Source organism: Phenylobacterium glaciei, from assembly GCF_016772415.1.
GTDB lineage: Bacteria > Pseudomonadota > Alphaproteobacteria > Caulobacterales > Caulobacteraceae > Phenylobacterium > Phenylobacterium glaciei.
Window position 1 is genome coordinate 1720170 of sequence record NZ_JAGSGD010000001.1, and the last position, 19519, is coordinate 1739688.

At 68.9% G+C, this 19519-nt stretch carries 22 protein-coding genes; 15 read left to right on the top strand and 7 right to left on the bottom strand.

Annotated elements, in window-relative coordinates; genetic code table 11:
* The first annotated feature begins 73 nt into the window (after positions 1–73).
* Entirely contained in the window at positions 74–466 is a 393-nt protein-coding gene (locus tag JKL49_RS08310) for a type II toxin-antitoxin system RelE/ParE family toxin (RefSeq protein ID WP_215339741.1), read from the top strand.
* Positions 441–767, top strand: a complete 327-nt coding sequence (locus JKL49_RS08315) for a helix-turn-helix domain-containing protein (protein ID WP_215339742.1) — start codon at positions 441–443, stop codon at positions 765–767. The genes JKL49_RS08310 and JKL49_RS08315 overlap by 26 nt, the downstream gene beginning before the upstream one ends.
* Before the next feature lie 366 nt (positions 768–1133).
* Here the strand turns inward: JKL49_RS08315 and JKL49_RS08320 are convergent, their stop codons facing one another.
* The 6 genes from JKL49_RS08320 to xth all read right to left on the bottom strand — a co-directional run bounded on the left by JKL49_RS08320 (position 1134) and on the right by xth (position 6062).
* Positions 1134–1826, bottom strand: a complete 693-nt coding sequence (locus JKL49_RS08320) for an NnrU family protein (RefSeq protein WP_215339743.1) — start codon at positions 1824–1826, stop codon at positions 1134–1136.
* Positions 1827–2275: 449 nt separating this feature from the next.
* Positions 2276–2980, bottom strand: coding sequence for a hypothetical protein (locus JKL49_RS08325; protein WP_215339744.1), 705 nt, complete (start codon positions 2978–2980; stop codon positions 2276–2278).
* A 43-nt stretch (positions 2981–3023) separates the two neighbouring features.
* Positions 3024–3833 carry a DUF2145 domain-containing protein gene (locus JKL49_RS08330; RefSeq protein ID WP_215339745.1) on the bottom strand — a complete coding sequence of 270 codons (810 nt, stop codon included), beginning with the start codon at positions 3831–3833 and terminating at the stop codon, positions 3024–3026.
* The gene (locus JKL49_RS08335) at positions 3830–4195 is read right to left on the bottom strand and encodes a hypothetical protein (protein WP_215339746.1); all 366 of its coding nucleotides are present in this window, start codon (positions 4193–4195) and stop codon (positions 3830–3832) included. The genes JKL49_RS08330 and JKL49_RS08335 overlap by 4 nt, the downstream gene beginning before the upstream one ends.
* Positions 4196–4292: 97 nt before the next feature.
* Complete coding sequence (locus tag JKL49_RS08340) at positions 4293–5279, bottom strand: NAD-dependent epimerase/dehydratase family protein (protein ID WP_215339747.1); 987 nt, start codon at positions 5277–5279, stop codon at positions 4293–4295.
* 3 nt (positions 5280–5282) lie between these two features.
* The gene (gene xth / locus JKL49_RS08345) at positions 5283–6062 is read right to left on the bottom strand and encodes an exodeoxyribonuclease III (RefSeq protein ID WP_215339748.1); all 780 of its coding nucleotides are present in this window, start codon (positions 6060–6062) and stop codon (positions 5283–5285) included.
* A gap of 201 nt (positions 6063–6263) precedes the next feature.
* Between xth and JKL49_RS08350 the strand changes: the two genes are divergently transcribed.
* From JKL49_RS08350 to JKL49_RS08360, 3 genes are all read left to right on the top strand, one after another.
* The gene (locus JKL49_RS08350; RefSeq protein ID WP_249778057.1) at positions 6264–6545 is read left to right on the top strand and encodes a hypothetical protein; all 282 of its coding nucleotides are present in this window, start codon (positions 6264–6266) and stop codon (positions 6543–6545) included.
* Positions 6546–6656: 111 nt separating this feature from the next.
* Complete coding sequence (locus JKL49_RS08355) at positions 6657–8792, top strand: TonB-dependent receptor (RefSeq protein ID WP_215339750.1); 2136 nt, start codon at positions 6657–6659, stop codon at positions 8790–8792.
* Positions 8792–9838, top strand: a complete 1047-nt coding sequence (locus JKL49_RS08360) for a PepSY-associated TM helix domain-containing protein (protein ID WP_215339751.1) — start codon at positions 8792–8794, stop codon at positions 9836–9838. Before JKL49_RS08355 ends, JKL49_RS08360 begins: the two co-directional genes overlap by 1 nt.
* Before the next feature lie 121 nt (positions 9839–9959).
* On the opposite strand, the gene erpA is transcribed toward JKL49_RS08360, so the two are convergent.
* Entirely contained in the window at positions 9960–10292 is a 333-nt protein-coding gene (erpA, locus tag JKL49_RS08365; RefSeq protein ID WP_215339752.1) for an iron-sulfur cluster insertion protein ErpA, read from the bottom strand.
* Positions 10293–10372: 80 nt separating this feature from the next.
* Here erpA and JKL49_RS08370 point away from each other — a divergent pair, with 80 nt between their 5' ends.
* The 10 genes from JKL49_RS08370 (at position 10373) to surE (ending at position 19508) form a co-directional block, all read left to right on the top strand.
* The gene (locus JKL49_RS08370; protein WP_215339753.1) at positions 10373–11551 is read left to right on the top strand and encodes a deoxyguanosinetriphosphate triphosphohydrolase; all 1179 of its coding nucleotides are present in this window, start codon (positions 10373–10375) and stop codon (positions 11549–11551) included.
* A gap of 100 nt (positions 11552–11651) precedes the next feature.
* Complete coding sequence (gene ftsN, locus JKL49_RS08375) at positions 11652–12440, top strand: cell division protein FtsN (RefSeq protein WP_215339754.1); 789 nt, start codon at positions 11652–11654, stop codon at positions 12438–12440.
* Positions 12437–13459, top strand: a complete 1023-nt coding sequence (nagZ, locus tag JKL49_RS08380) for a beta-N-acetylhexosaminidase (protein ID WP_215339755.1) — start codon at positions 12437–12439, stop codon at positions 13457–13459. The genes ftsN and nagZ overlap by 4 nt, the downstream gene beginning before the upstream one ends.
* Positions 13456–14265 carry a segregation and condensation protein A gene (locus tag JKL49_RS08385; protein WP_215339756.1) on the top strand — a complete coding sequence of 270 codons (810 nt, stop codon included), beginning with the start codon at positions 13456–13458 and terminating at the stop codon, positions 14263–14265. Before nagZ ends, JKL49_RS08385 begins: the two co-directional genes overlap by 4 nt.
* Positions 14262–14906: an SMC-Scp complex subunit ScpB gene (gene scpB / locus JKL49_RS08390; protein WP_215339757.1), complete on the top strand. Its 645-nt coding sequence runs from the start codon at positions 14262–14264 to the stop codon at positions 14904–14906. The genes JKL49_RS08385 and scpB overlap by 4 nt, the downstream gene beginning before the upstream one ends.
* Before the next feature lie 397 nt (positions 14907–15303).
* Positions 15304–15510, top strand: coding sequence for a twin-arginine translocase TatA/TatE family subunit (tatA, locus tag JKL49_RS08395; RefSeq protein ID WP_215339758.1), 207 nt, complete (start codon positions 15304–15306; stop codon positions 15508–15510).
* Positions 15511–15583: 73 nt separating this feature from the next.
* Entirely contained in the window at positions 15584–16153 is a 570-nt protein-coding gene (tatB, locus tag JKL49_RS08400; RefSeq protein ID WP_215339759.1) for a Sec-independent protein translocase protein TatB, read from the top strand.
* On the top strand, positions 16150–17115 hold the full coding sequence (gene tatC / locus JKL49_RS08405) for a twin-arginine translocase subunit TatC (RefSeq protein ID WP_215339760.1): 966 nt from the start codon (positions 16150–16152) through the stop codon (positions 17113–17115). The genes tatB and tatC overlap by 4 nt, the downstream gene beginning before the upstream one ends.
* 285 nt (positions 17116–17400) lie before the next feature.
* The gene (gene serS, locus JKL49_RS08410; protein WP_215339761.1) at positions 17401–18735 is read left to right on the top strand and encodes a serine--tRNA ligase; all 1335 of its coding nucleotides are present in this window, start codon (positions 17401–17403) and stop codon (positions 18733–18735) included.
* On the top strand, positions 18732–19508 hold the full coding sequence (surE, locus tag JKL49_RS08415) for a 5'/3'-nucleotidase SurE (protein ID WP_215339762.1): 777 nt from the start codon (positions 18732–18734) through the stop codon (positions 19506–19508). Before serS ends, surE begins: the two co-directional genes overlap by 4 nt.
* The last annotated feature ends 11 nt before the right edge of the window (positions 19509–19519 follow it).

Genomic DNA, 19519 nt, shown 5'->3' on the forward strand with positions numbered 1-19519 from the left:
CGCGGTAGTGGTGCGATAGCGTACTTGAAAAGTATAGCCCTTAGGGCTACATTTAGCAGGGCGTCATGATCCGATGAGCGTCTACAAGACCAAGGAATTTTCGAGGTTCGCCCGCAAGGCGGATTTGGGAAGCGCGGGGTTGCTCGAAGCAGCCAAGGCCGTGGCGTCCGGTCGATGGGACGCCGATCTCGGCGGCGGCGTCTTCAAGCAGCGGATCGCCCGCGAAGGCGGCGGCAAGTCCGGCGGCTTTCGGACGATCATACTGTTCAAGGTCGGCGGACACATCTTCTTCGTCCACGGCTTCGCCAAGAACGAGAAGGCCAACGTCACGGCCAAGGAGCTCAAGGCGCTGAAGATGTTGGCCGCCACCTTCCTCGGCTTCGACGCCGCGGCCTTGGACGTGGCGAGCGCCGCCGGTGAGATTGCAGAGGTTACGAGCGATGGCCAAGACGGCAGGCAAGACTGAGAGTGGCATTCTCGGCACGGTCCACAAGACCGCCGCCGGCCTGCACAGCGCCGGCGTCATCGACAAGGCGACCATGCGCGAGTTCGACGCCCTGTGCCTGACGCCGGTGACGCCCATGGCGCCCGACGAGATAAAGGCGCTGCGGGAGCGCGAGCAGGTCTCCCAGCCGGTGTTCGCGAGCTATCTCAACGTCCGCAAGGATGCGGTCAGCAAGTGGGAACGCGGCGAGAAGCGGCCGGACGGACCGTCGCTGAAGCTGCTGAGCTTGGTGAAGGCCAAGGGGCTGCGGTCGATCGCCTGAGCTCCTGTGTTCCAAGCTGCTGAAGGCCTGAATGTCCGCGCAGTGTCTGGTGTACGATCCGACTTGAAAGCTGCAGAGAGCCAGCGATCTGGGATCCAAAGGGGACCTCGCTGCGCCGCTGGTGGACACCGCACCAGTGCACGCGCAGGCGGGCGTGAAGTTCGCGCTGAGCAATTCCTCCCCTAGCGCGCAGCGCGGGTCGGGGGAGGTGGCGCGCGCAGCTATGCGCGTGACGGAGGGGGCTAGGGCCTGGCCAATTCATCCCGTTCGATAGAAGGCGCGGTGAGGCCTTAGCCCCTTCCGTCTCGGCGCGAGCGCCGATCCACCTCCCCCGATACGGCCTTCGGCCTGGGGGAGGAATGGCCGTTAAGGCAGGGCCGCCACCCCGAACAGGTAGGGGTGCCCGAAGGCGAGGGCCGCGTAGATGACGAGGGCCACGGCGATGCGCCACCAGCCGATTTCGCCGATCTTCAGGGACTGGCGACCCGACAGGATGGCGGCGAAGGGGATGTTGGAGGTCTGGGTGGCGAAGGCGTGCCACTTGGGGCCTAGCGCCCGCTTGCGTTTGGCGTCGATGCTGGCGGTTCCGAACAGGGCCAGGGCCAGCATGGCGCCGAACAGCACGATGCCGGCGCGGTCGCCGTTGACGATCAGGTGACCGGCCGCCCAGAGCGCCACGCCCCACAGGAAGGGGTGGCGGGTGATGCGCAGCATGCCCTTGACCACGTCGGGCCGGTCCAGGGCGCCCTCCTGCTTGACGCTGGTGGGGTTGGGGGTGGTCAGGCCCACGACGATGAAGATCACCGCGATCAGCATCAGGCCGAGCTGGACGTGGCGGGTGGCCGGCGTGATGTCCCAGTAGGACGCGTTCCAGGGAGCATTGCGGGCGGCGGCATAGCCGAAGCCCAGCCAGGCAAGGCCGGCGACGGAGGCCAGGGAGAACAGACCCATATAGGGGCCGTCGCCGATCTTGGCCGCGATGGCGTCGCGGACCCGGGTGCCGGAGACCAGTAGGTGCAGCAGGACGAAGAACGTGGCGGCGGCGATCAGGCTGGCCATGGAAACCTCCCTCAAGGTTGAGGCGAGGGTGAGGCTATAAATTTACAGTGTCAAGTTTCGGCGGCGACCCGGTGGGTAGGAAGATGAACTTCCTTCTCCCCTTGCGGGGTCGAGAGCGGCAGTTCGCCAAATCGTTGGCGAACGGCATAGCCGGGCTTGAGTAGCCCGGCTCGCTCTCGACGGTGGCCGGTCGGTGACCGGTCGGATGAGGGGGCGCGCTGACCATATCCGCTCATCCCGGCGAAGGCCGGGACCCAGGTGAAACCCGCTCCGATCTCATGCGAGTCCGAACGGCGAACGGGGGGGCATCTCGTACCGCTCAGGGTGAATCTGGGTCCCGGCCTTCGCCGGGATGAGCGGAGTTTGTCTTGAAAGGTCAACGCGACCCCTCATCCGACCCTGCTCCGCAGGGCCACCTTCTCCCGCAAGGGGAGAAGGAAACGGGTTGGCTACCGTTCGTCGTCGGGCTCGAAGCCGTCGAAGTCGTCGTCTTCCCAGGGCGGGGGGTCGGAGCCGGCGCGGGGCGCGGGCGGGGGGAGGGGGAGTTCGGCCTGGGGCGGCGGCGGCGGCGGCGGCGGGGCCAGCGGCGCGGTGACGGCGGTGGCGGCGGCCGCGGCGGGGGTCATGGCCCTGGGGCGGCGCAGGATGGCCTCGGCGCGGGCCAGCCAGCGGTTGGCCTCCAGCACGGCGGCGCCGGGAGAGGCGGCGACGCGGCGGTTCTCGTCGCCGGTCAGCCAGAGGTCGAGCTCGAAGTCGGGGTGCTGGGGGTCGTCGAAGATCAGCCGCAGGGTGACGCGGGCCGCATGGCTGACCCGCTGGTCCAGGGCGCGGCGGGGCTCGTCGCGGTGGGCGCGGGCCACCACCTGGTCGTCGATGATCAGCTCGGCGCCCATCAGCTCGTCGATGCGGTAGACCAGGCACCAGGCCCCGGCGTCCCAGGCGACGGCGGCCAGGCCGGTGGCGAAGTTGACCCCGACGCCCCGGCCCCGGCCACGCGCCACCAGCACCGCTTCCGGCTCGCCTTTCAGCACGCGCTTGAGGGCGCGCTGGATGCGCCGGTCCTCATCGAAGAACCAGATGGCGAAGGAGCCCGCGAAGGTCACCGCGGTCCCGGCCAGGGCCAACATCAACAGAAGCCGGACGACGTCGTTCATGCCCGAACGCTAGCGGTGTTCGGGCCGGGCGAAAAGCGAACGATCAGCGCGCGTAGTTGATGGAATAGGTCGCTTCCAGCATGTTGTTTTCACGCATGAATTCGGCGATGGATTCATAGGTGGCGGTGCGGATCGGCCCCTGCTGGTCGTCGGTGCGCAGGCGCTGGTCGGCGATGGGGCCGAAGAGGCGCAGCACGCCATTGGCCTTCACCAGGGTCGGCCTGTAGTGGGCCTTGAGGTCGGCGGTGATCTGGTCGGGGTTGCTGGTCTGCCAGATGGCCGCGGCGATGACGTTGAGCATGAAGTTGTTGCAGTTCTGGTAGGTCCGCTTCCACGGATTGGCCACCAGGGAATAGTGCCGGTTGTGGACCGCCTGATAGGTGGGGCTGTCGATCACCGCGATGATCCGGCGCTGCATCTCCGGCGAGGGGATGATGACGGCCATGTCGTCGACGGTGGAGCCGCGGGTGAAGTCGAAGGGATAGTCCTGGACCAGCCGGCTCTCGATCTTGGGCCAGGCTTTTCCGTCGCCGGCATAGAGGTTGTAGACGGCGTAGCCCTGCTGGGTCTGGCCATCGGCGGTCTTGATGTTGCGGTACACCCAGAAGGCGCCGTGGGTGTAGCTGATCCCCTCCGGCAGCTGGCTGCGCGGCCGGCCGGTGCGGAACACCATGGCCAGCTTGGCGCCGCGGCCGGCGAGGTCGCGCTCCACCTGCTTTGAGAAGGCCGCGGCCTCCGGCGCCGTGAAGTGGGGCGCCACCGCGTTGGCCGAAGAATCCTGGGCGGCGGCGGGCAGGGCCGCGGTGGCGCTCAGGGCGGCGAGGCTGGCGGCGATCAGGGCGCGGCGGTTCATTTCTTGGCCGGGGCAGGGGTGTCGTAGGGCACGGCGGGGGCCGGATCGGGGGAGACCACGACCTTGTCGTCCACCACCAGCCTGCCGGAGTCCGTCGCGGCCTCCGAGACCGCGCCGCCGACGCCGACCGAGGCCGCGCCGCTGGCCATCACCGCCGAGCCTGCGACCATGGAGCCGGTGGCTGCGACGCTGGCCGGCACGGCCGACACCCCCACGGCGGTCTTCACGCCCGAAGAGGCCAACAGACCCACGGCCTGCGAGGTCGCCGCCGAGGCGCCCGAGGCGTCGGTGGCGCTGTCCTGGGCGAAGGCCGGGGCGGCGATCAGGGCCAGGGCGAAGGTGGCGGGGAGAAGCGGACGCATAACGAGGTCTTTCATGTTGCGAGCGGCGTCTTAACCACGCCGCCTCGATCTCGCCAGTTAAGCTTTCGCAAGCTGAACCGTTGCTGACAGGGCGGCGCTATTTCGCCGGTGGGGCTTCGAACATCTGTGGCGGATAGGCGGCCAGGCCGGGGAAGGCGGTAAGCCAATCCTTGCCGCGGGCCTCTTCGACCAGGGCGGCGCACAGCGCCGGCGCAGCCGTCGCGTAGTCGGTGACGGGGCGGTAGCCGAGGGCGGCGGCGGCGCTCATGTCGGCCACCAGGGGCGCCTCGACGCTCCAGGGGGTGCGGCCCTTCCAGCCCTTGGGCGGGCCGGGAAAGGGGGCGAGGGCGGCGCTCGAGCCCATGGCGGTGAGGATGTCCCGCCCGATCTCAGCCACCGTCGGGGCCTCAGGGTCGGCGGCGTTGAGGACGTGGACGCCGGGCTGCTCCAGGGCGAGGCGGGTCAGTTCTGCGAGGTTGGCGGTCGCCGTGGTGTGGAACTGGCTCTGGCCGTCAAAGGCCAGGGGGATGGTCTGCGCGCCCCGCAGGATCTGGGCCAGGAACCACCATTCGCGGGGCGCGCGGCTGCCGGGGCCGTGGACGGCGAAGGGCCGCAGGATCTTGAGCGGCACGCGGGCGCCGGCCAGCAGGGCGTCCTCCATGGCCACCTTGTTGGTGGAATAGTCGGCTTCGCCGGGGGCGATGCGGCGCTGATCCTCGCGCAGGGGGATCGGGTAGCGGGCGCCGTCGCCCAGCGTGCGGCCTTCGTCGTCCACATAGACGCTTCCGGTGGAGATCACCGCCAGGGCGCCGAGGCGGTCCTGCAGGGCCAGCCACTGGCGGGCGTGGGCGGCGCTGTAGGCGACGGTGTCGATGACGGCGTCGAAGGGGGTGGAGAGCGCGTCGGTTAGGGCGGTGTCGTCCGCGCGGTCGAGGGCTGTGACCGTGACGCGGCCCTGGAGGACAGCGGGCAGTTCGCCGTGGCGCTGGCCGACGGTGACGTCCCAGCCGGCGTCCAGGAGATTGAGCGCTGTCGCCCGGCCGATCTGGCCCGAGCCTCCGAGGATGAAGGCGCGGCGGCTCATCGGCTAGAGGTCGAGCTCGGTGACCACCGGAACGTGGTCCGACGGCTTGTCCCAGCCGCGGACGTCGCGGTGGATGACGCAGGACAGCAGCCTGTCGGCGGCCTGGGGGGAGAGCAGGGCGTGGTCGATGCGGATGCCGTTGTTCCGCTGCCAGGCGCCGGCCTGGTAATCCCAGAAGGTGTAGCTCTCGGGCGCGCCGTCGATGGCCATGAAGGCCTCGGTGAGGCCCAGCCACTTCAGGGCCCGGAAGGCCTCCCGGCTTTGCGGCTGGAAGAGGGCGTCCTTGGTCCAGTTCTCCGGATGGGCGGCGTCGCGGGGCTCGGGAATGACGTTGAAGTCGCCGGTGAGGACCAGGGGCTCCTCATAGGCCAGCAGCTCGCGGGCGTGGGCGTTCAGGCGCGCCATCCAGTTGAGCTTGTAGGGGAATTTCTCGGTGTCGATGGGGTTGCCGTTGGGCAGGTAGATCGACGCCACGCGGACCGGATTGGGGCCGGAGACCACGGCCTCGATGTAGCGGGCGTGCTCGTCGCCGTCGCCGCCGGGCAGGCCCTTGCGCACATCTTCCAGCGGGGTCTTCGACAACAGGGCGACGCCGTTATAGGTCTTCTGGCCGTGCACGGCGACGTTATAGCCAAGCCGTTCAAAGGCTTCGGCGGGGAACTTCTCGTCGACGCACTTGATCTCCTGCAGGCAGGCGACGTCGGGGGACACCTCCTCGAACCAGCGCAGCACGGTCTCGAGGCGGGCGTTGACCGAGTTGACGTTCCAGGTGGCGATCTTCATGGGCGTCCTTCGGCGTGGGGTCTGTCCCGGTCTAGCCTCTTGAGCGCCCGGCGAACAAGCGTCCGCTAACCTCACGCGCGACCTATGACCACCCGACCGGCGATTCAGTTTGACGGGCGGGGGTCGGATGGGGACCTTGCGCCCATGTCAGGGGCCCCCCGAAAAAGACCGCAGCTTTCGCGTCGCGCGCGGATGATCTGGATGGGCGTGGCGACGGGGCTCTGCCTGACCCTGGCGCCGTTCGGGGCGGTGGGGGCGCTGTTCTCGCCGCTGGTGTTCGACCACCAGGGCAACATCCTCAACCCCCTGGCCTGGATCGCCTTCCTGATGATGGTCCTGTTCTGGATCGTCTGCCTGATCGGGCCGTTCGGCGCCTGGGTGCTGTTCAAGCGCGACAAGGAACCGCTGGCCTGGGCCGCCATGGCCGCGCCGCTGGCCTGGCTGACGGTGCTGGCGGCGATCCTGCAGTTCATTCCAGGCTAGACGCGGGTCGCTAGGCGAGGATGTTAAGGGCCACGGCGGCCTTCGGTTGACCCGCCAGACCCGCTCTGCCATGAGAGCGATTGAGACTTAATCGCAACAATGGAACAGCCGATGACCCGCCTGAGCAACGTCTTGTTTGGAGGAACCGCGCTCGCCCTCCTGTCCGCGATCGCTCCGGCGCAGGCTCAGGTGATGATCCCGGAGGACAAGGCGGTGGACGAACTGGTGATCACCGCCATGCGCTTCGACGCGCCGCGCGCCACCGTGCCCTCCACCATCCAGATCATCGGCGCCAACGATCTGCGCCTGCAGCAGGCCTTGGCTCAGAGCGCGGTCGAGGTGGTCTCGGCCCTGGCGCCGTCCTTCTCGCCGACGCGGCAGAAGCTTTCGGGGGCCGGCGAAACCCTGCGCGGCCGCTCGCCGCTGTATCTGGTGGACGGGGTTCCGCAATCGACGCCGCTGCGCGACGACAGCCGCGACGGCTTCACCATCGATCCCTTCTTCATCGACCGCGTCGAGGTGGTGTTCGGCTCCAACGCCATCCAGGGCGTCGGCGCCACGGGCGGGGTGATCAACTACGTCACCGCCCCCACGCCGAAGTCCGGGCAGGGCTGGACCGGAAAGGTCCTGGCCCAGACCAGCTTCGACGACGGGAATCTGAACGACAGCTTCAGCTACAAGGCCGCCGGCCTGGCGGGCCGCGACTTCGGCGCCTGGGACGTCGTGGCCGGCGCCGCCTATGAGCGCCGCGGCGGCTATTTCGACGCCGATGGCCGCCGCATCGGCATCGACGCCACCCAGGGCGAGCTGCAGAATTCCGACAGTTGGTCGCTGTTCGGCAAGGCCGGCCTGGATCTCGGCGACGAGCGCCGCCTGGAGGCCATGGTCAACCACTTCGAGCTGGAGGGGGGCGACGACTACGTGCTGGTCAACGGCAACCGCGCCACCGGCCTGCCGGCCAGCGCCGTGAAGGGCGTCCAGCGCGGCAAGCCCCCGGCCAACGAGGTCACCTCGGCGTCGGTCACCTACAAGGACGGCGACCTGTTTGGCGGCGCCCTGACCGCCCAGGCCTTCGCCCACGACTATCACGGGGTGTTCGGAGGCTCGATCACCGGCACGTTCCAGGACGTGCGGATCGCCCCCATCAACACCCTGTTCGACCAGTCGGCCAACAATTCCCAGAAGCAGGGCTTCAAGCTGGACTACGAGCGCGGCTTCGCGGCCGTCCCCGGCCTGAAGGTGCTGGTGGGTCTCGATGGCCTGAAGGACAAGACCTATCAGGAACTGGTGCTGACCAACCGGGTCTGGGTGCCCAAGACCACCTATAAGAGCCTGTCGCCCTTCCTGCAGGCGCACCAGGCGGTCTGGGGCGAGCGCATCCATCTGTCGGCCGGCGTGCGCCAGGAGAACGCCACCCTTGAGGTGGGCGACTTCACGACCCTGGCCTCCTCGGGCAACACCAAGGTCAGCGGCGGCGAGCCCAGCTTCACCGAGGTGCTGAGCAATGTCGGCGGCACGGTACGGATCATCGAGGGGGTCACGGCCTACGCCTCCTACGCCCAGGGCTTCACCATGCCCGACGTGGGCCGGGTGCTGCGGGCCATCAACACCCCGGGCCGGGACATCGACACCTATCTGGACGTCAATCCGGTGGTCTCCGACAATGTCGAGCTCGGGGTGGAGTTCTCACACGGACCGGTCAACGGGTCGCTGGCCTGGTTTACCTCGTCGTCGGACAGGGGCGCCCTGCTGGTGCTGAACGCCGGCGGCACCTTCGACGTGCAGCGTCAGCGCACCGAGATCGAGGGCGTCGAGGCCACCCTGCGCTGGAAGGCTGCCGACTGGCTGACCCTGGGCGCGGCCTATGCTCACCTGGAGGGCCGCACCGACACCAATGGAGACGGCCGCGTCGACGCCGACCTGGACGGGGCCAACATCTCGCCCGACCGCCTGACCCTGACCGCCGACGCCACGTATGGCGACTTCGACTTCCGCCTGCAGGGGCAGTTTTTCGAGGCCCGCGACTTCCAGGGCCAGCCGGTGGCCAACAACTTCGAGGGCTATGAACTGTTGGACGCGGTGGCGGCCTGGAACGCCCCGTTCGGCGTGGTCAGCCTGGGCGTCCGCAACCTGCTGGACGAGCAGTACATCACCTATAACAGCGACACGACGAACCCGACCGACAACACCCGCTACTTCGCCGGTCAGGGCCGCGCGGTCACCGTCGGGATCGTGAAGAGCTTCTGATGGGTCTGATCCGCACCCTGCACGCCTGGGCCGGCGCGATCCTCGCCCTGATCCTGGTGATCCTGGGCCTCACCGGTTCGCTGCTGGTGCTGCGCGAGGACTGGGTGAAGCTGACGGTGCCGGAGGCGCGGATGGTGGTGACGCCGTCCCCCGCGGTGCTGGGCGCCGCGGCCGAGGCGGTGGAGGGGCAAGGGTCGCCGCGCAGCATGATGTTCGCCGGACCGCGTCTCGGCGTCCACAGGCTGACCTATAAGGACGACGGCATGGCCTACGCCGCCGCCGACGGCACGATCGTGGCGCGCTGGAAGGGATCTGCGCGCCTCGAGCAATGGGTGTTCGAGGCCCACCACCGGCTGTTGTCAGGGGAGGGCGGCGAGACGGTGGTCGGCGTCGCGGGGCTGGCCGGCGCCGTGCTCTGCCTCACCGGGGTGATCGTCTGGTTCCCGGCCTGGCGCAGCTTCGCCGGCAAGGTCTGGCCCAGGAGCCTGGCGCGGCGGGACCTGGTGTCGTCGCACCGAGACCTGGGGATTCTGATGGCCATCCCGGTGTTCGTCCTGTGCCTGACCGGCGGCATGATCATCTTCAACGACGCCAGCAAGGCCCTGCTGGTCAGGCTGGCGCCCGGCGGCGTCGAGGCGCCCAAACCGCCCAGGGCGGGGCAGGGGAATATCGACTGGCCGGTGGCGCTGGCGGCCGCCCAGGCGGCCTTCCCGCAGGCGACCCTGCGGCTGGCCAGCTGGCCCGCCAAACCCGGCGCGCCGGCCGCCATCCGCCTTAAGCAGCCGAACGAGTGGCACCCGAACGGCCGCACCCTGGTCTATATCGATCCGGCGACGTCGACGGTGATCGGCACGGCGGACGCCCAGGCCTACGGCCCCGGCGTGCGGTTCCAGAACGCGGTCTATCCGATCCACGCCGCCTCGGTGGGCGGCAGGCTCTATGAGCTGCTGGTGTTCCTGGGCGGCGTCGCCCTGGCGGCCCTGGGCGGCCTGGGCCTCTGGTCGTTCCTGATCCAGCAGCGCCGAAGTTGGGCGCGGGGGCGGTAGGTTAAACCCGCTCGTCCCGGCGAAGGCCGGGATCCAGGTCGTAAGTCTCGACCTGCGCCAGGAATCCTGAGCGCCGTGGATGCATCTGGGTCCCGGCCTTCGCCGGGATGAGCGGAGGTTTTTAGATCGAGAAGCTCACGCCGCAGCCGCAGCTGGACTTGGCGTTGGGATTGCGGATGCGGAATTCGGCGCCGGCCAGTTCGTCGACATAGTCGATCACCGAGCCCTTGAGCAGGATCAGGCTCATCTCGTCCACCAGGGCCGCCGCGCCGTCCAGTTCGACCCGCAGGTCATCCGACTGGGGCTCGCTGACCAGGTCGAACTGGTACTGGAAGCCCGAGCAGCCGCCGCCCTCCACCGCCACGCGCAGCATGACGGGATGACCCTCGGCCTTGCTGAGGTCATGCAGCCTTTGGGCCGCGGTCGGGGAGAGGGTGAGGTCGGATGTGGTCATGATGCGTAAAAGTCCTGTGTGGACTATATGAGGGTCCCAGGGCTTCACACCAAGAGGCCTTCCGATTTTTGCGAGCATACATGGCTTTGACGGTTCCGCCCCGCGCGTCCTACGCCGAAGACCCGGCCCTCTCCCTGGGCCGCAAGGTCGCGGAGCCCGAGAGCCGTAACCGCACCCCCTTCGCCCGCGACCGCGACCGGATCATCCACTGCACGGCCTTCCGGCGGCTGAAGGAGAAGACCCAGGTCTTCGTGGCCCACGAGGGCGATCATTTCCGCACCCGCCTGACCCACTCTCTGGAGGTGGCGCAGGTGGCGCGCTCGCTGGCCACGGCGCTGGGGCTGGACGCCGATCTCGCCGAGACCATTGCGCTTGCCCATGATCTCGGCCACCCGCCCTTCGGCCACGCGGGCGAGGACGAGCTGCAGGTGCAGATGGAGCCGTTTGGCGGCTTCGACCACAATGTGCAGACCTTCCGGGTGGTCACCAAGCTGGAGCGGCGCTATCCGCGCTGGGAAGGGCTGAACCTCACCTGGGAGACCCTGGAAGGGATCATCAAGCACAACGGCCCGGTGACGGCCAAGCTGAGCCAGCCGTCCTGGAAGGCGATCACCGAATTTGACGCCGAGTACGACCTCGGCCTGGATACCTGGGCGTCCGCCGAGGCCCAGTGCGCGGCGCTGGCCGACGACATCGCCTATAACAACCACGACGTGGACGACGGGGTGCAGGCGGGGCTGTTCCACCTGAAGGAACTGCTGGACGTGCCGCTGATCGGGCCGATCCTGGCGGGCGTCTACAAGGAATATCCCGACCTCGACCCCGGCATCATCCGCCTGGAGGCCGTGCGCCGGATGATCGGGGCGATGATCGACGACGTGCTGGCCGAGACCAACCGGCGGGCGACGGCGTCCAAGGTTTCGTCGGCCGACGAGGTCCGTCACCTGGACCACGCCCTGGTGGCCTTCTCGCGCGACATGCTGGAGGACCTGGGCCGGCTGCGGGAATTCCTGATGGCCCGCATGTACCGGCACTGGAAGGTGAACCGCACCCGCTCCCAGGCCCGCCGTATTCTGGCCGAGATGTTCCAGTTGTTCATGAGCGAACCCGACGTCCTGCCGACGGAATGGTTCGCCCGGTCGCAGAACCGCGACGACGCCGGCCGCGCCCGGGTGGTGTGCGACTACATCGCCGGCATGACCGACCGCTTCGCCATCGAAGAGCATCGCAGGCTTTTCCACCTCGACGTCTGGAATTAGGCGCCCGAGGCGGTTCGAAGCCCGCCGCGCTTCGATAGACTGCCGCTGACGCCGTGCGATTCGTTTCGCGCGCGCTGACTGATTCCCTTGGGAGCCTTTGATGACCAACCCCGACCGCGGAGCCTATACGCCGCCCACCGACGCGCCGCTGTCCTTCGATGCGCGCCAGCCGGTGCGGGGAAGCCGCCCGGCGCCGATGATGTTGATCGTCTCGGCCCTGGTGCTGATCGGCCTGGTGGTGGCGATCGTGGTCTTCTACCGCTCGGGCGTGCGCCAGGCCGGCGCCGCGCCGCAGGCGGTGGGAACCCCGGTCGGCGCCATCAAGGGTCCCGCGCCGGCCGAGGAGCAGCCGGTCGACCCGGCCGCCGGCCTGCAGATCTATCAGTCGTCGGAGGGCGCCGCCGCCCCGGCCGCCCCGAACTTCACCGCCCCGCCGGAACAGCCCGCCGCTCGCGCGCCCGCGCCGGCCGTGGTGGTGACGCCCGCACCCGCGGCCAAGCCTGCCGCCATCCCGCCGCAGACAGTGGCCAGGCCGCAGCAGACCGGTCCGGTCGCCGCCATGCCGATCACGCCCGAGCCCAAGCCGGTTCCGGCCCTCAAGCCCAACCTGCCGACCCCCGCCGCGCCGAAGCCCGTGGCTACGGCCGGCGGCGCGGCCTCGGTGCAGATCGGCGCCTTCTCGTCCTCCGCCCTGGCCGACAAGGGCTGGAGCGACGCCGCGCGCATCGCGCCGGGCGCCACGGCGGGCAAGGGCAAGCGGGTCGAGGCCATCCAGAAGGATGGCGCCACCCTCTACCGTACCGCCGTCACCGGCTTCGCGAGCCGTGCGGACGCGACGGCCTTCTGCGATCAGCTCAAGGCCGCGGGCAAGAGCTGCTTCGTGAAGTGAGCATCAGCGCCTCCATCCTCGGCTGCGCGGGCCTGACCCTTTCGAAAGAGGAGCAGGCCTTTTTCCGCGATGTGCGTCCCTGGGGGTTCATCCTCTTCAAGCGCAATGTGGAGAGCCCTGACCAGGTCCGCGCGCTGACGGAGGCCCTGCGCGCCTGCGTGGCGCGGCCGGACGCGCCGATCCTGATCGACCAGGAGGGGGGCCGGGTCGCCCGCCTGGGGCCGCCGCACTGGCGGCGCTATCCGCCGGGCCGCGCCTATGGTGAGCTTCCGGCCAATGATCTCCTGCTGCGCCGGGAGATCACCCGCCTGGGGGCCCGCCTGCTGGCCCATGACCTGTCGGCGCTCGGCATCAATGTCGACTGCGTGCCGGTGCTGGACGTGCCGAGCGAAGGCGCCCACGACATCATCGGCGACCGCGCCTATGCCAAGACACCCGAGGGCGTCGCCCAGCTGGGGCGAGCGGCCTGCGAGGGCCTGATCGCGGGCGGGGTGCTGCCGGTGATCAAGCACATCCCCGGACACGGCCGGGCCATGGCCGACAGCCACCACGACCTGCCGGTGGTGGACGCCAGCTACGAGGACCTCGACGCCCACGACTTCGCGCCGTTCCGGGTGCTGTCGGACATGCCGATGGCGATGAGCGCCCACGTCGTCTACACGGCCGTCGATCCGCGCGGGCCCGCGACGACCTCCAAGCGGGTCATCAGCACGGTGATCCGCAAGGCCATCGGTTTTGATGGCCTGCTGATGACCGATGACCTCTCCATGAAGGCGCTGGGCGGTGACTTCACCACGCGCGCCAAGACCGCGCTCTCGGCCGGCTGCGACGTGGTCCTGCACTGCAATGGCGACATGGCTGAGATGGCCGCGGTGATCGCCGGCACGCGCCCGCTCGCCGGCCGCGCCGCCCAGCGGGCTCGCGCGGCGCTGGGCCGCATCGCCCGCGTGCCCGAGCCCTTTGATGCTGCCGAAGCCCGCGCCCGATTCGACGCGGCCTTCGAGGGACGCTGGTCTTGAGCAACACCTTTCAGCCCAATCTCGACTTCGAGGCGGCGACCACGGCGGCCGAGGACGGCGAAGCCCTGATCATCGACCTGGACGGCTACGAAGGTCCGCTGCACGTCCTGCTGGCCCTGGCGCGCAGCCAGAAGGTCGACCTGATGAAGCTGTCGATCACCAAGCTGGCCGATCAGTACCTGGCCTTCGTGCAGCAGGCGCGGCGGATCCGCTTCTCGCTGGCCGCCGACTATCTGGTAATGGCCGCCTGGCTGACCTACCTGAAATCCCGCCTGCTGCTGCCCAAGCCCGAGCGGCCCAAGGCCGAGGAGCCGCCGGCCGAGGAGATGGCCGCACAGCTGGCCTTCCGCCTGGCCAAGCTGGACGCCATGCGCAAGTCCGCCGAAACCCTGCGCGACGGGCCGCAGCTGGGCCGCGAGGTCTTCCTGCGCGGCGACCCGCAGGCCATCCAGATCATCCCGTCCAACCGGCTGGAGGGCGACCTCTACGGCCTGATGAGCGCCTATATCGCCCAGCGGAAGAAGGAGCAGGGGCGCCACTACACGCCGCGTACGCCCCAGGCCTATCCGCTGGAGGAGGCCCGCGAGCGGCTGCGCGAGATGCTGCCCGACCTGTCGCGCTGGACCTCGCTGCAGGGCATCGCGCCGATGCGGCCCAGCGCCGAGACGGGACCGAGCCGCGCGTCCTATGTGGCCTCCACCCTCTCGGCCAGCCTGGAGCTGGTGAAGGAAGGCGCCATGGAGGCCCGCCAGCTGGAGGCCTTCGCCGACATCTTCCTGCGCGCCCGCCGGGGAGCCGCCGCGTGACCGACCCCGCCGAGCGCCAGGTCGAGGCCCTGCTGTTCGCCGCCGCGGGGCCCCTGAGCCTGGACGACATCGCCAAGCGCCTGCCGGCCAATGCCGACGTCGAGGCCGCCATCGCCGCCCTGCAGAAGACCTATGAGGGCCGGGGGGTGGAGCTGGTCTGCGTCGCCGACCGCTGGCGGTTCCAGACCTCGGCCGATCTCGCCTTCCTGATGACCGAGGAGCGGGAGGAGCCCCGCCGGCTGTCCAAGGCCGCCCAGGAGACCCTGGCCATCATCGCCTACCACCAGCCGGTGACGCGGGCGGAGATCGAGTCCGTGCGCGGCGTGCAGGCCAGCCGCGGCACGCTGGACGTGCTGCTGGAGCTGGGCCTGGTGCGGATGCGCGGCCGCCGCCGCACGCCGGGTCGCCCCGTCACCTACGGCACCACCGACGCCTTCCTGGAGCACTACGGCCTGGCGGCGCTCGCCGACCTGCCGGGGATGTCCGAGATGAAGGCCGCAGGCCTGCTGAGCCTCGACCTGCCGCCGGACTTCGCCATTCCCAATCCGGGGGGCGGACTGGAGGCCGACGAGGACCCGCTGGACGACGACGCGGCGCCCGAATTCCATACAGACTTCCTCGGGGAGGAAGAGGTGAGCTGATGGGTGAGGCGTTCTTGTCCGCTTGAGGACGGGGCCCGTCGGAGACCGATCGAAGGTGGGGGCGCTTGCCCCTCCGTGATCGTCATCCTCGGGCTCGTCCCGAGGATCCATAGACGCCGTGGCGCAGGTGGGCCTCTGCGGCGACGTTCGCGCCCTCTGCGGAGAGGCGGAGATCATGGATCCTCGGGACGAGCCCGAGGATGACGATCTTTGGTTCGATTGCTCTCGCGACCCCTCATTCTGCCCCGCAAGGGGAGAAGGAACTCACATGTCATTCCGGCTACGCAAGAACACTTGCGAACCGATTGGCGCGCCGTCACCTAAACGACTATATTCGGCTGGAATATCGCAACAGGCGCGCGTCCCTCCCCGGGCGCAGGCGCAAAGGAGTTAAGTCATGGGTGCTTTCGGGCCCATCCACTGGATCGTTGTCGCGGTGGTCGTGCTGCTGCTCTTCGGCGGCCGCGGCAAGCTGTCGGGCATCATGGGCGACGCCGCCAAGGGCATCCGCGCCTTCAAGGACGGCCTGAAGGACGGCGACGAGGTGGCCACCACGACGACCACCAAGCCGCTGCCCAGCGAAAAAGACGAAGCCCGCAGCTAGTCGGCTGCCGTTCCGGAAATTCCGCCCACGCCGGTCCTGATCGGCGTGGGTTTTCATCGTTTAGGCGTGGCGCATGCTTCCTGAAGTCGGCGGGATGGAACTGCTGGTCATCGCCGCGGTCGCTTTGATCGTGGTGGGGCCCAAGGATCTGCCCATGCTCCTGCGCAAGCTGGGGCAGTTCGTGGCGCGCCTGCGCTCCATGGCCGACGACTTCCGCGCCAGCTTCGACGAGATGGCCCGCCAGTCCGAACTGGACGACCTGCGCAAGGAGGTCGAGGCCATGCGCCGCGGCCAGATCGCCGACCAGGCGGCCTCTGAGGCGTCCAACGTCGAGATCAATCAGGTGTTCAACGAGATCGGCGACAGCCTGCAGAGCGCCGGCATCCAGTTCCATCCGCCGATGAGCCACCAATATGCCAGCGAGGCTGAGGTGGCCGAGGCGGTGACGCCGGCCCCGATCCCAGCCGCCAAGCCCAGGGCGGCGCGCACGCCCAAGGCGGCCGCCGCGAAGCCCACGCCCGCCAAGACCACCGCTGCGAAATCGGCCGCCAAGACCACGGCGGCCAGGGCGGCCGCCAAGCCCAAGGCTGTGGCGGCCAAGAAGCCGCCCGCCGCCCGGCCCGCGAAGGGAACGGTCTCTTGAGCGATGTCGATGACGAGATCGAGGCCTCCCGCGCCCCGCTGCTGGACCACCTGGTGGAGCTTCGCTCCCGGCTGATCGTCTGTGTCGGCGCCCTGGCCATCGGTTTCGCCGTCTGTTTCGCCTTCTCGACCCAGATCTACTACCTGCTGCTGCACCCCTATCAGGTGGCCGCCCAGCTGATGGCCGCCCAGCGCCTCGCCGAGCAGGGCGCGGTCCATGTCGGCTTCGTCGACAGCGTGATGCAGTTCCTGCATCTGAAGGAAACGCCACCGAACCAGGCCCATTCCGCCGGCCCCTTCGACCTGCTGCTCGCCCTGGTGGGCCTCAAGGAGGTTCCGAACCTGGCCTCGGGCGCGCTGAAGCTGGTCTATACCGCGCCGCTGGAGTTCTTCTTCACCAAGGTGAAGCTGTCGGGCTTCGGCGCCGTGATCCTGACCTTCCCGGTGCTGGCCGCCCAGATCTACGGCTTCGTGGCGCCGGGTCTCTACAAGAAGGAGCGGCACGCCTTCCTGCCGTTCCTGATCGCCGCCCCGCTGCTGTTCGCGCTGGGCGCGGCGCTGGTCTATTTCATGATCCTGCCCTTCGTCCTGTGGTTCTCGCTGAGCCAGCAGATCGTCGGCGTCGGCGCGATCTCGGTGGAACTGCTGCCCAAGGTGTCGGACTACCTGACCCTGGTGACCACCCTGCTGATGGCCTTCGGGCTGTGCTTCCAGCTGCCGGTGGTGCTGACCTTGCTGGGTATGGCGGGCATCCTGGACTCCAAGCAGCTGCGGGCCGGCCGCCGCTACGCCATCGTGGGGATCTTCGTGGTGGCCGCGGTGGTGACCCCGCCCGATCCGATCAGCCAGACCCTGCTGGCGACCCCGATCATCCTGCTCTACGAAATCTCGATCTGGTGCGTGGCCCTGATCGACCGCCGCCGCGCCCGCGAGGACGCTGGGACGGACGTGGCGCTGGTCTAGACGGCGGGCCGGGCGGTGCATATCGCTCGACTTTCCCCTCTGACCGTCATCCTCGGGCTCGTCCAGAGGATCCATAGACTCGGCCGAGAAGATGGCCCTCGGCGGCGAGCCTCGCGCCCTCTGCGGCGCCGCGGAGATCATGGATCCTCAGGACGAGCCCGAGGATGACGATCTTGGAATTGGATCGGTTCTCGATCCCGCCAATTCCAGCCTGGCGCTGACCCTGGGGCTTGGCCCAGGGGACGGCGCGCTCTAGAGAAAGCCGCTTACCCCACGGCGGACCCCATGCACGACATTCGAGCCATTCGCGAAACCCCTGAGCTTTACGAGAAAGCCTGGGCTGCGAAGGGACGATCCGGGGCCGCGGCCCAGGCGATCGAGCTCGACGGCAAGGTGCGCGGCGCCAAGACCGCCGCCGAGACCGCCCAGGCCAAGCGCAACGAACTGTCCAAGCTGATCGGCCAGGCCAAGGCCCAGAAGAACGAACCCGAGGCCCAGCGCCTGCTGGCCGAGGTCGAGAGCCTGAAGGGCGCGGGCGCCGCCCAGGCGGAGGCCGAGAAGGCCGCCAGCGGCGAGCTGTTCGATTTGCTCTCAGCCCTGCCCAACATCCCCGCCGACGACGTGCCGACCGGCAAGGACGAGCACGACAATGTCGAGGTACGCCGCTGGGGCGAGCCCCACGCGATCAGCGGCGCCAAGGACCACGCCGACCTGGGCGAGGCGCTCGGCCTGATGGACTTCGAGGCCGCCGCCCGGATGAGCGGCGCGCGGTTCGTGGTGCTGAAGGGCCAGCTGGCGCGGCTGGAGCGGGCGCTGGGCCAGTTCATGCTGGACATCCAGACCCAGGAACACGGCTATACCGAGGTTTCGCCGCCGCTGATGGTGCGCAGCGAGGCGATGTTCGGCACGGGCCAACTGCCCAAGTTCTCCGACGACCAGTTCGTGGCCATTCCGGGCCTGGAGAACACGCGGGCTCTCGGACCCCGCGATCTGGCGGAGGCCTCTGACATCCGCTGGCTGATCCCCACCGCCGAGGTCTCGCTGACCAACCTGGTGCGCGAGCAGATCACCCCGGAGGAGGAGCTGCCCCTGCGGCTCGCGGCCCTGACCCCCAGCTTCCGCGCCGAGGCCGGCGCCTCGGGCCGCGACACCCGCGGCATGATCCGCCAGCACCAGTTCTACAAGGTCGAGCTTGTCTCCATCACCGCGCCTGACAAGTCGGAAGACGAGCATGATCGCATGGTCGGCTGCGCCGAGGCGGTGCTGAAGGCCTTGGAGCTGCCGTTCCGGACCATGAAGCTGTGCAACGGCGACATGGGCTTCTCGGCCCGGCGGACCTACGACCTTGAGGTCTGGCTGCCGTCGGAGGGGCGCTACCGCGAGATCAGCTCCTGCTCCAACTGCGGGGACTTCCAGGCCCGCCGCATGGACGCCCGCACCAAGGCGGCCGGCGAGAAGGGCACGCGCTTTGTTCACACCCTGAATGGCTCGGGCCTGGCCGTGGGCCGCACCCTGGTGGCGGTGATGGAGAACTATCAGGACGAGAACGGCCGCATCGCCATTCCCCAGGCCCTGCATCCCTACCTGCCGGGCCTGACCCACATCGGCGGCGCGGCGTGAGACTCCTGCTGACCAACGACGACGGCATCCATGCCGAAGGCCTGGTCGCCCTGGAGAACATCGCCAAGGTCCTCTCCGACGACCTCTGGATCTGCGCGCCGGAATACGAGCAGTCCGGCGCCAGCCGGGCGCTCACCCTGTCCGACCCGGTCCGGGTGCGGAAGCTGGACGCACGGCGCTTCGCCACCAGCGGCACGCCGACCGACTGCGTGATGCTGGCCATCTCCGAGCTGATGGAGGGCGCCAAGCCCGACCTGGTGCTGTCGGGTGTCAATCGGGGCGCCAACCTCGCCGAGGATGTGACGCTGTCGGGCACCGTGGCCGGCGCCATCGAGGGCATGGCCATGGGCATCCCCTCCATCGCGCTGTCCCAGACCGGCTGGCCCACCGGCAACGACGACATCTTCGCGCCCTCTGAGCGGTTCGCGCCGGGCATCATCAGGAAGCTGGTGGAGACCGGCTGGCCCAAGGACGTGATCATCAACGTCAACTTTCCAGCCAGGCCGGTGGACGAGATCACCGAGGTCGAGGTCACCCGCCAGACCTTCCGCGACATCAATGTGCGCCACGCCGAGAAGCGCACCGACCTGCGCAACCGCGAGTACTACTGGATGGGTTTCCGGCAGGAGCGGTCGTCCCCCGCCGCTGGAACCGACCTGAAAGCGATTTACGACGGAAAGATTTCCGTCACGCCCTTGCACATCGACCTGACTCACCTTGAGACCGTTCATCGTCTGAAGAGTGTGCTGGGCGGCGTCCCGCCCAAGGCGTAGGTGACAGGAAC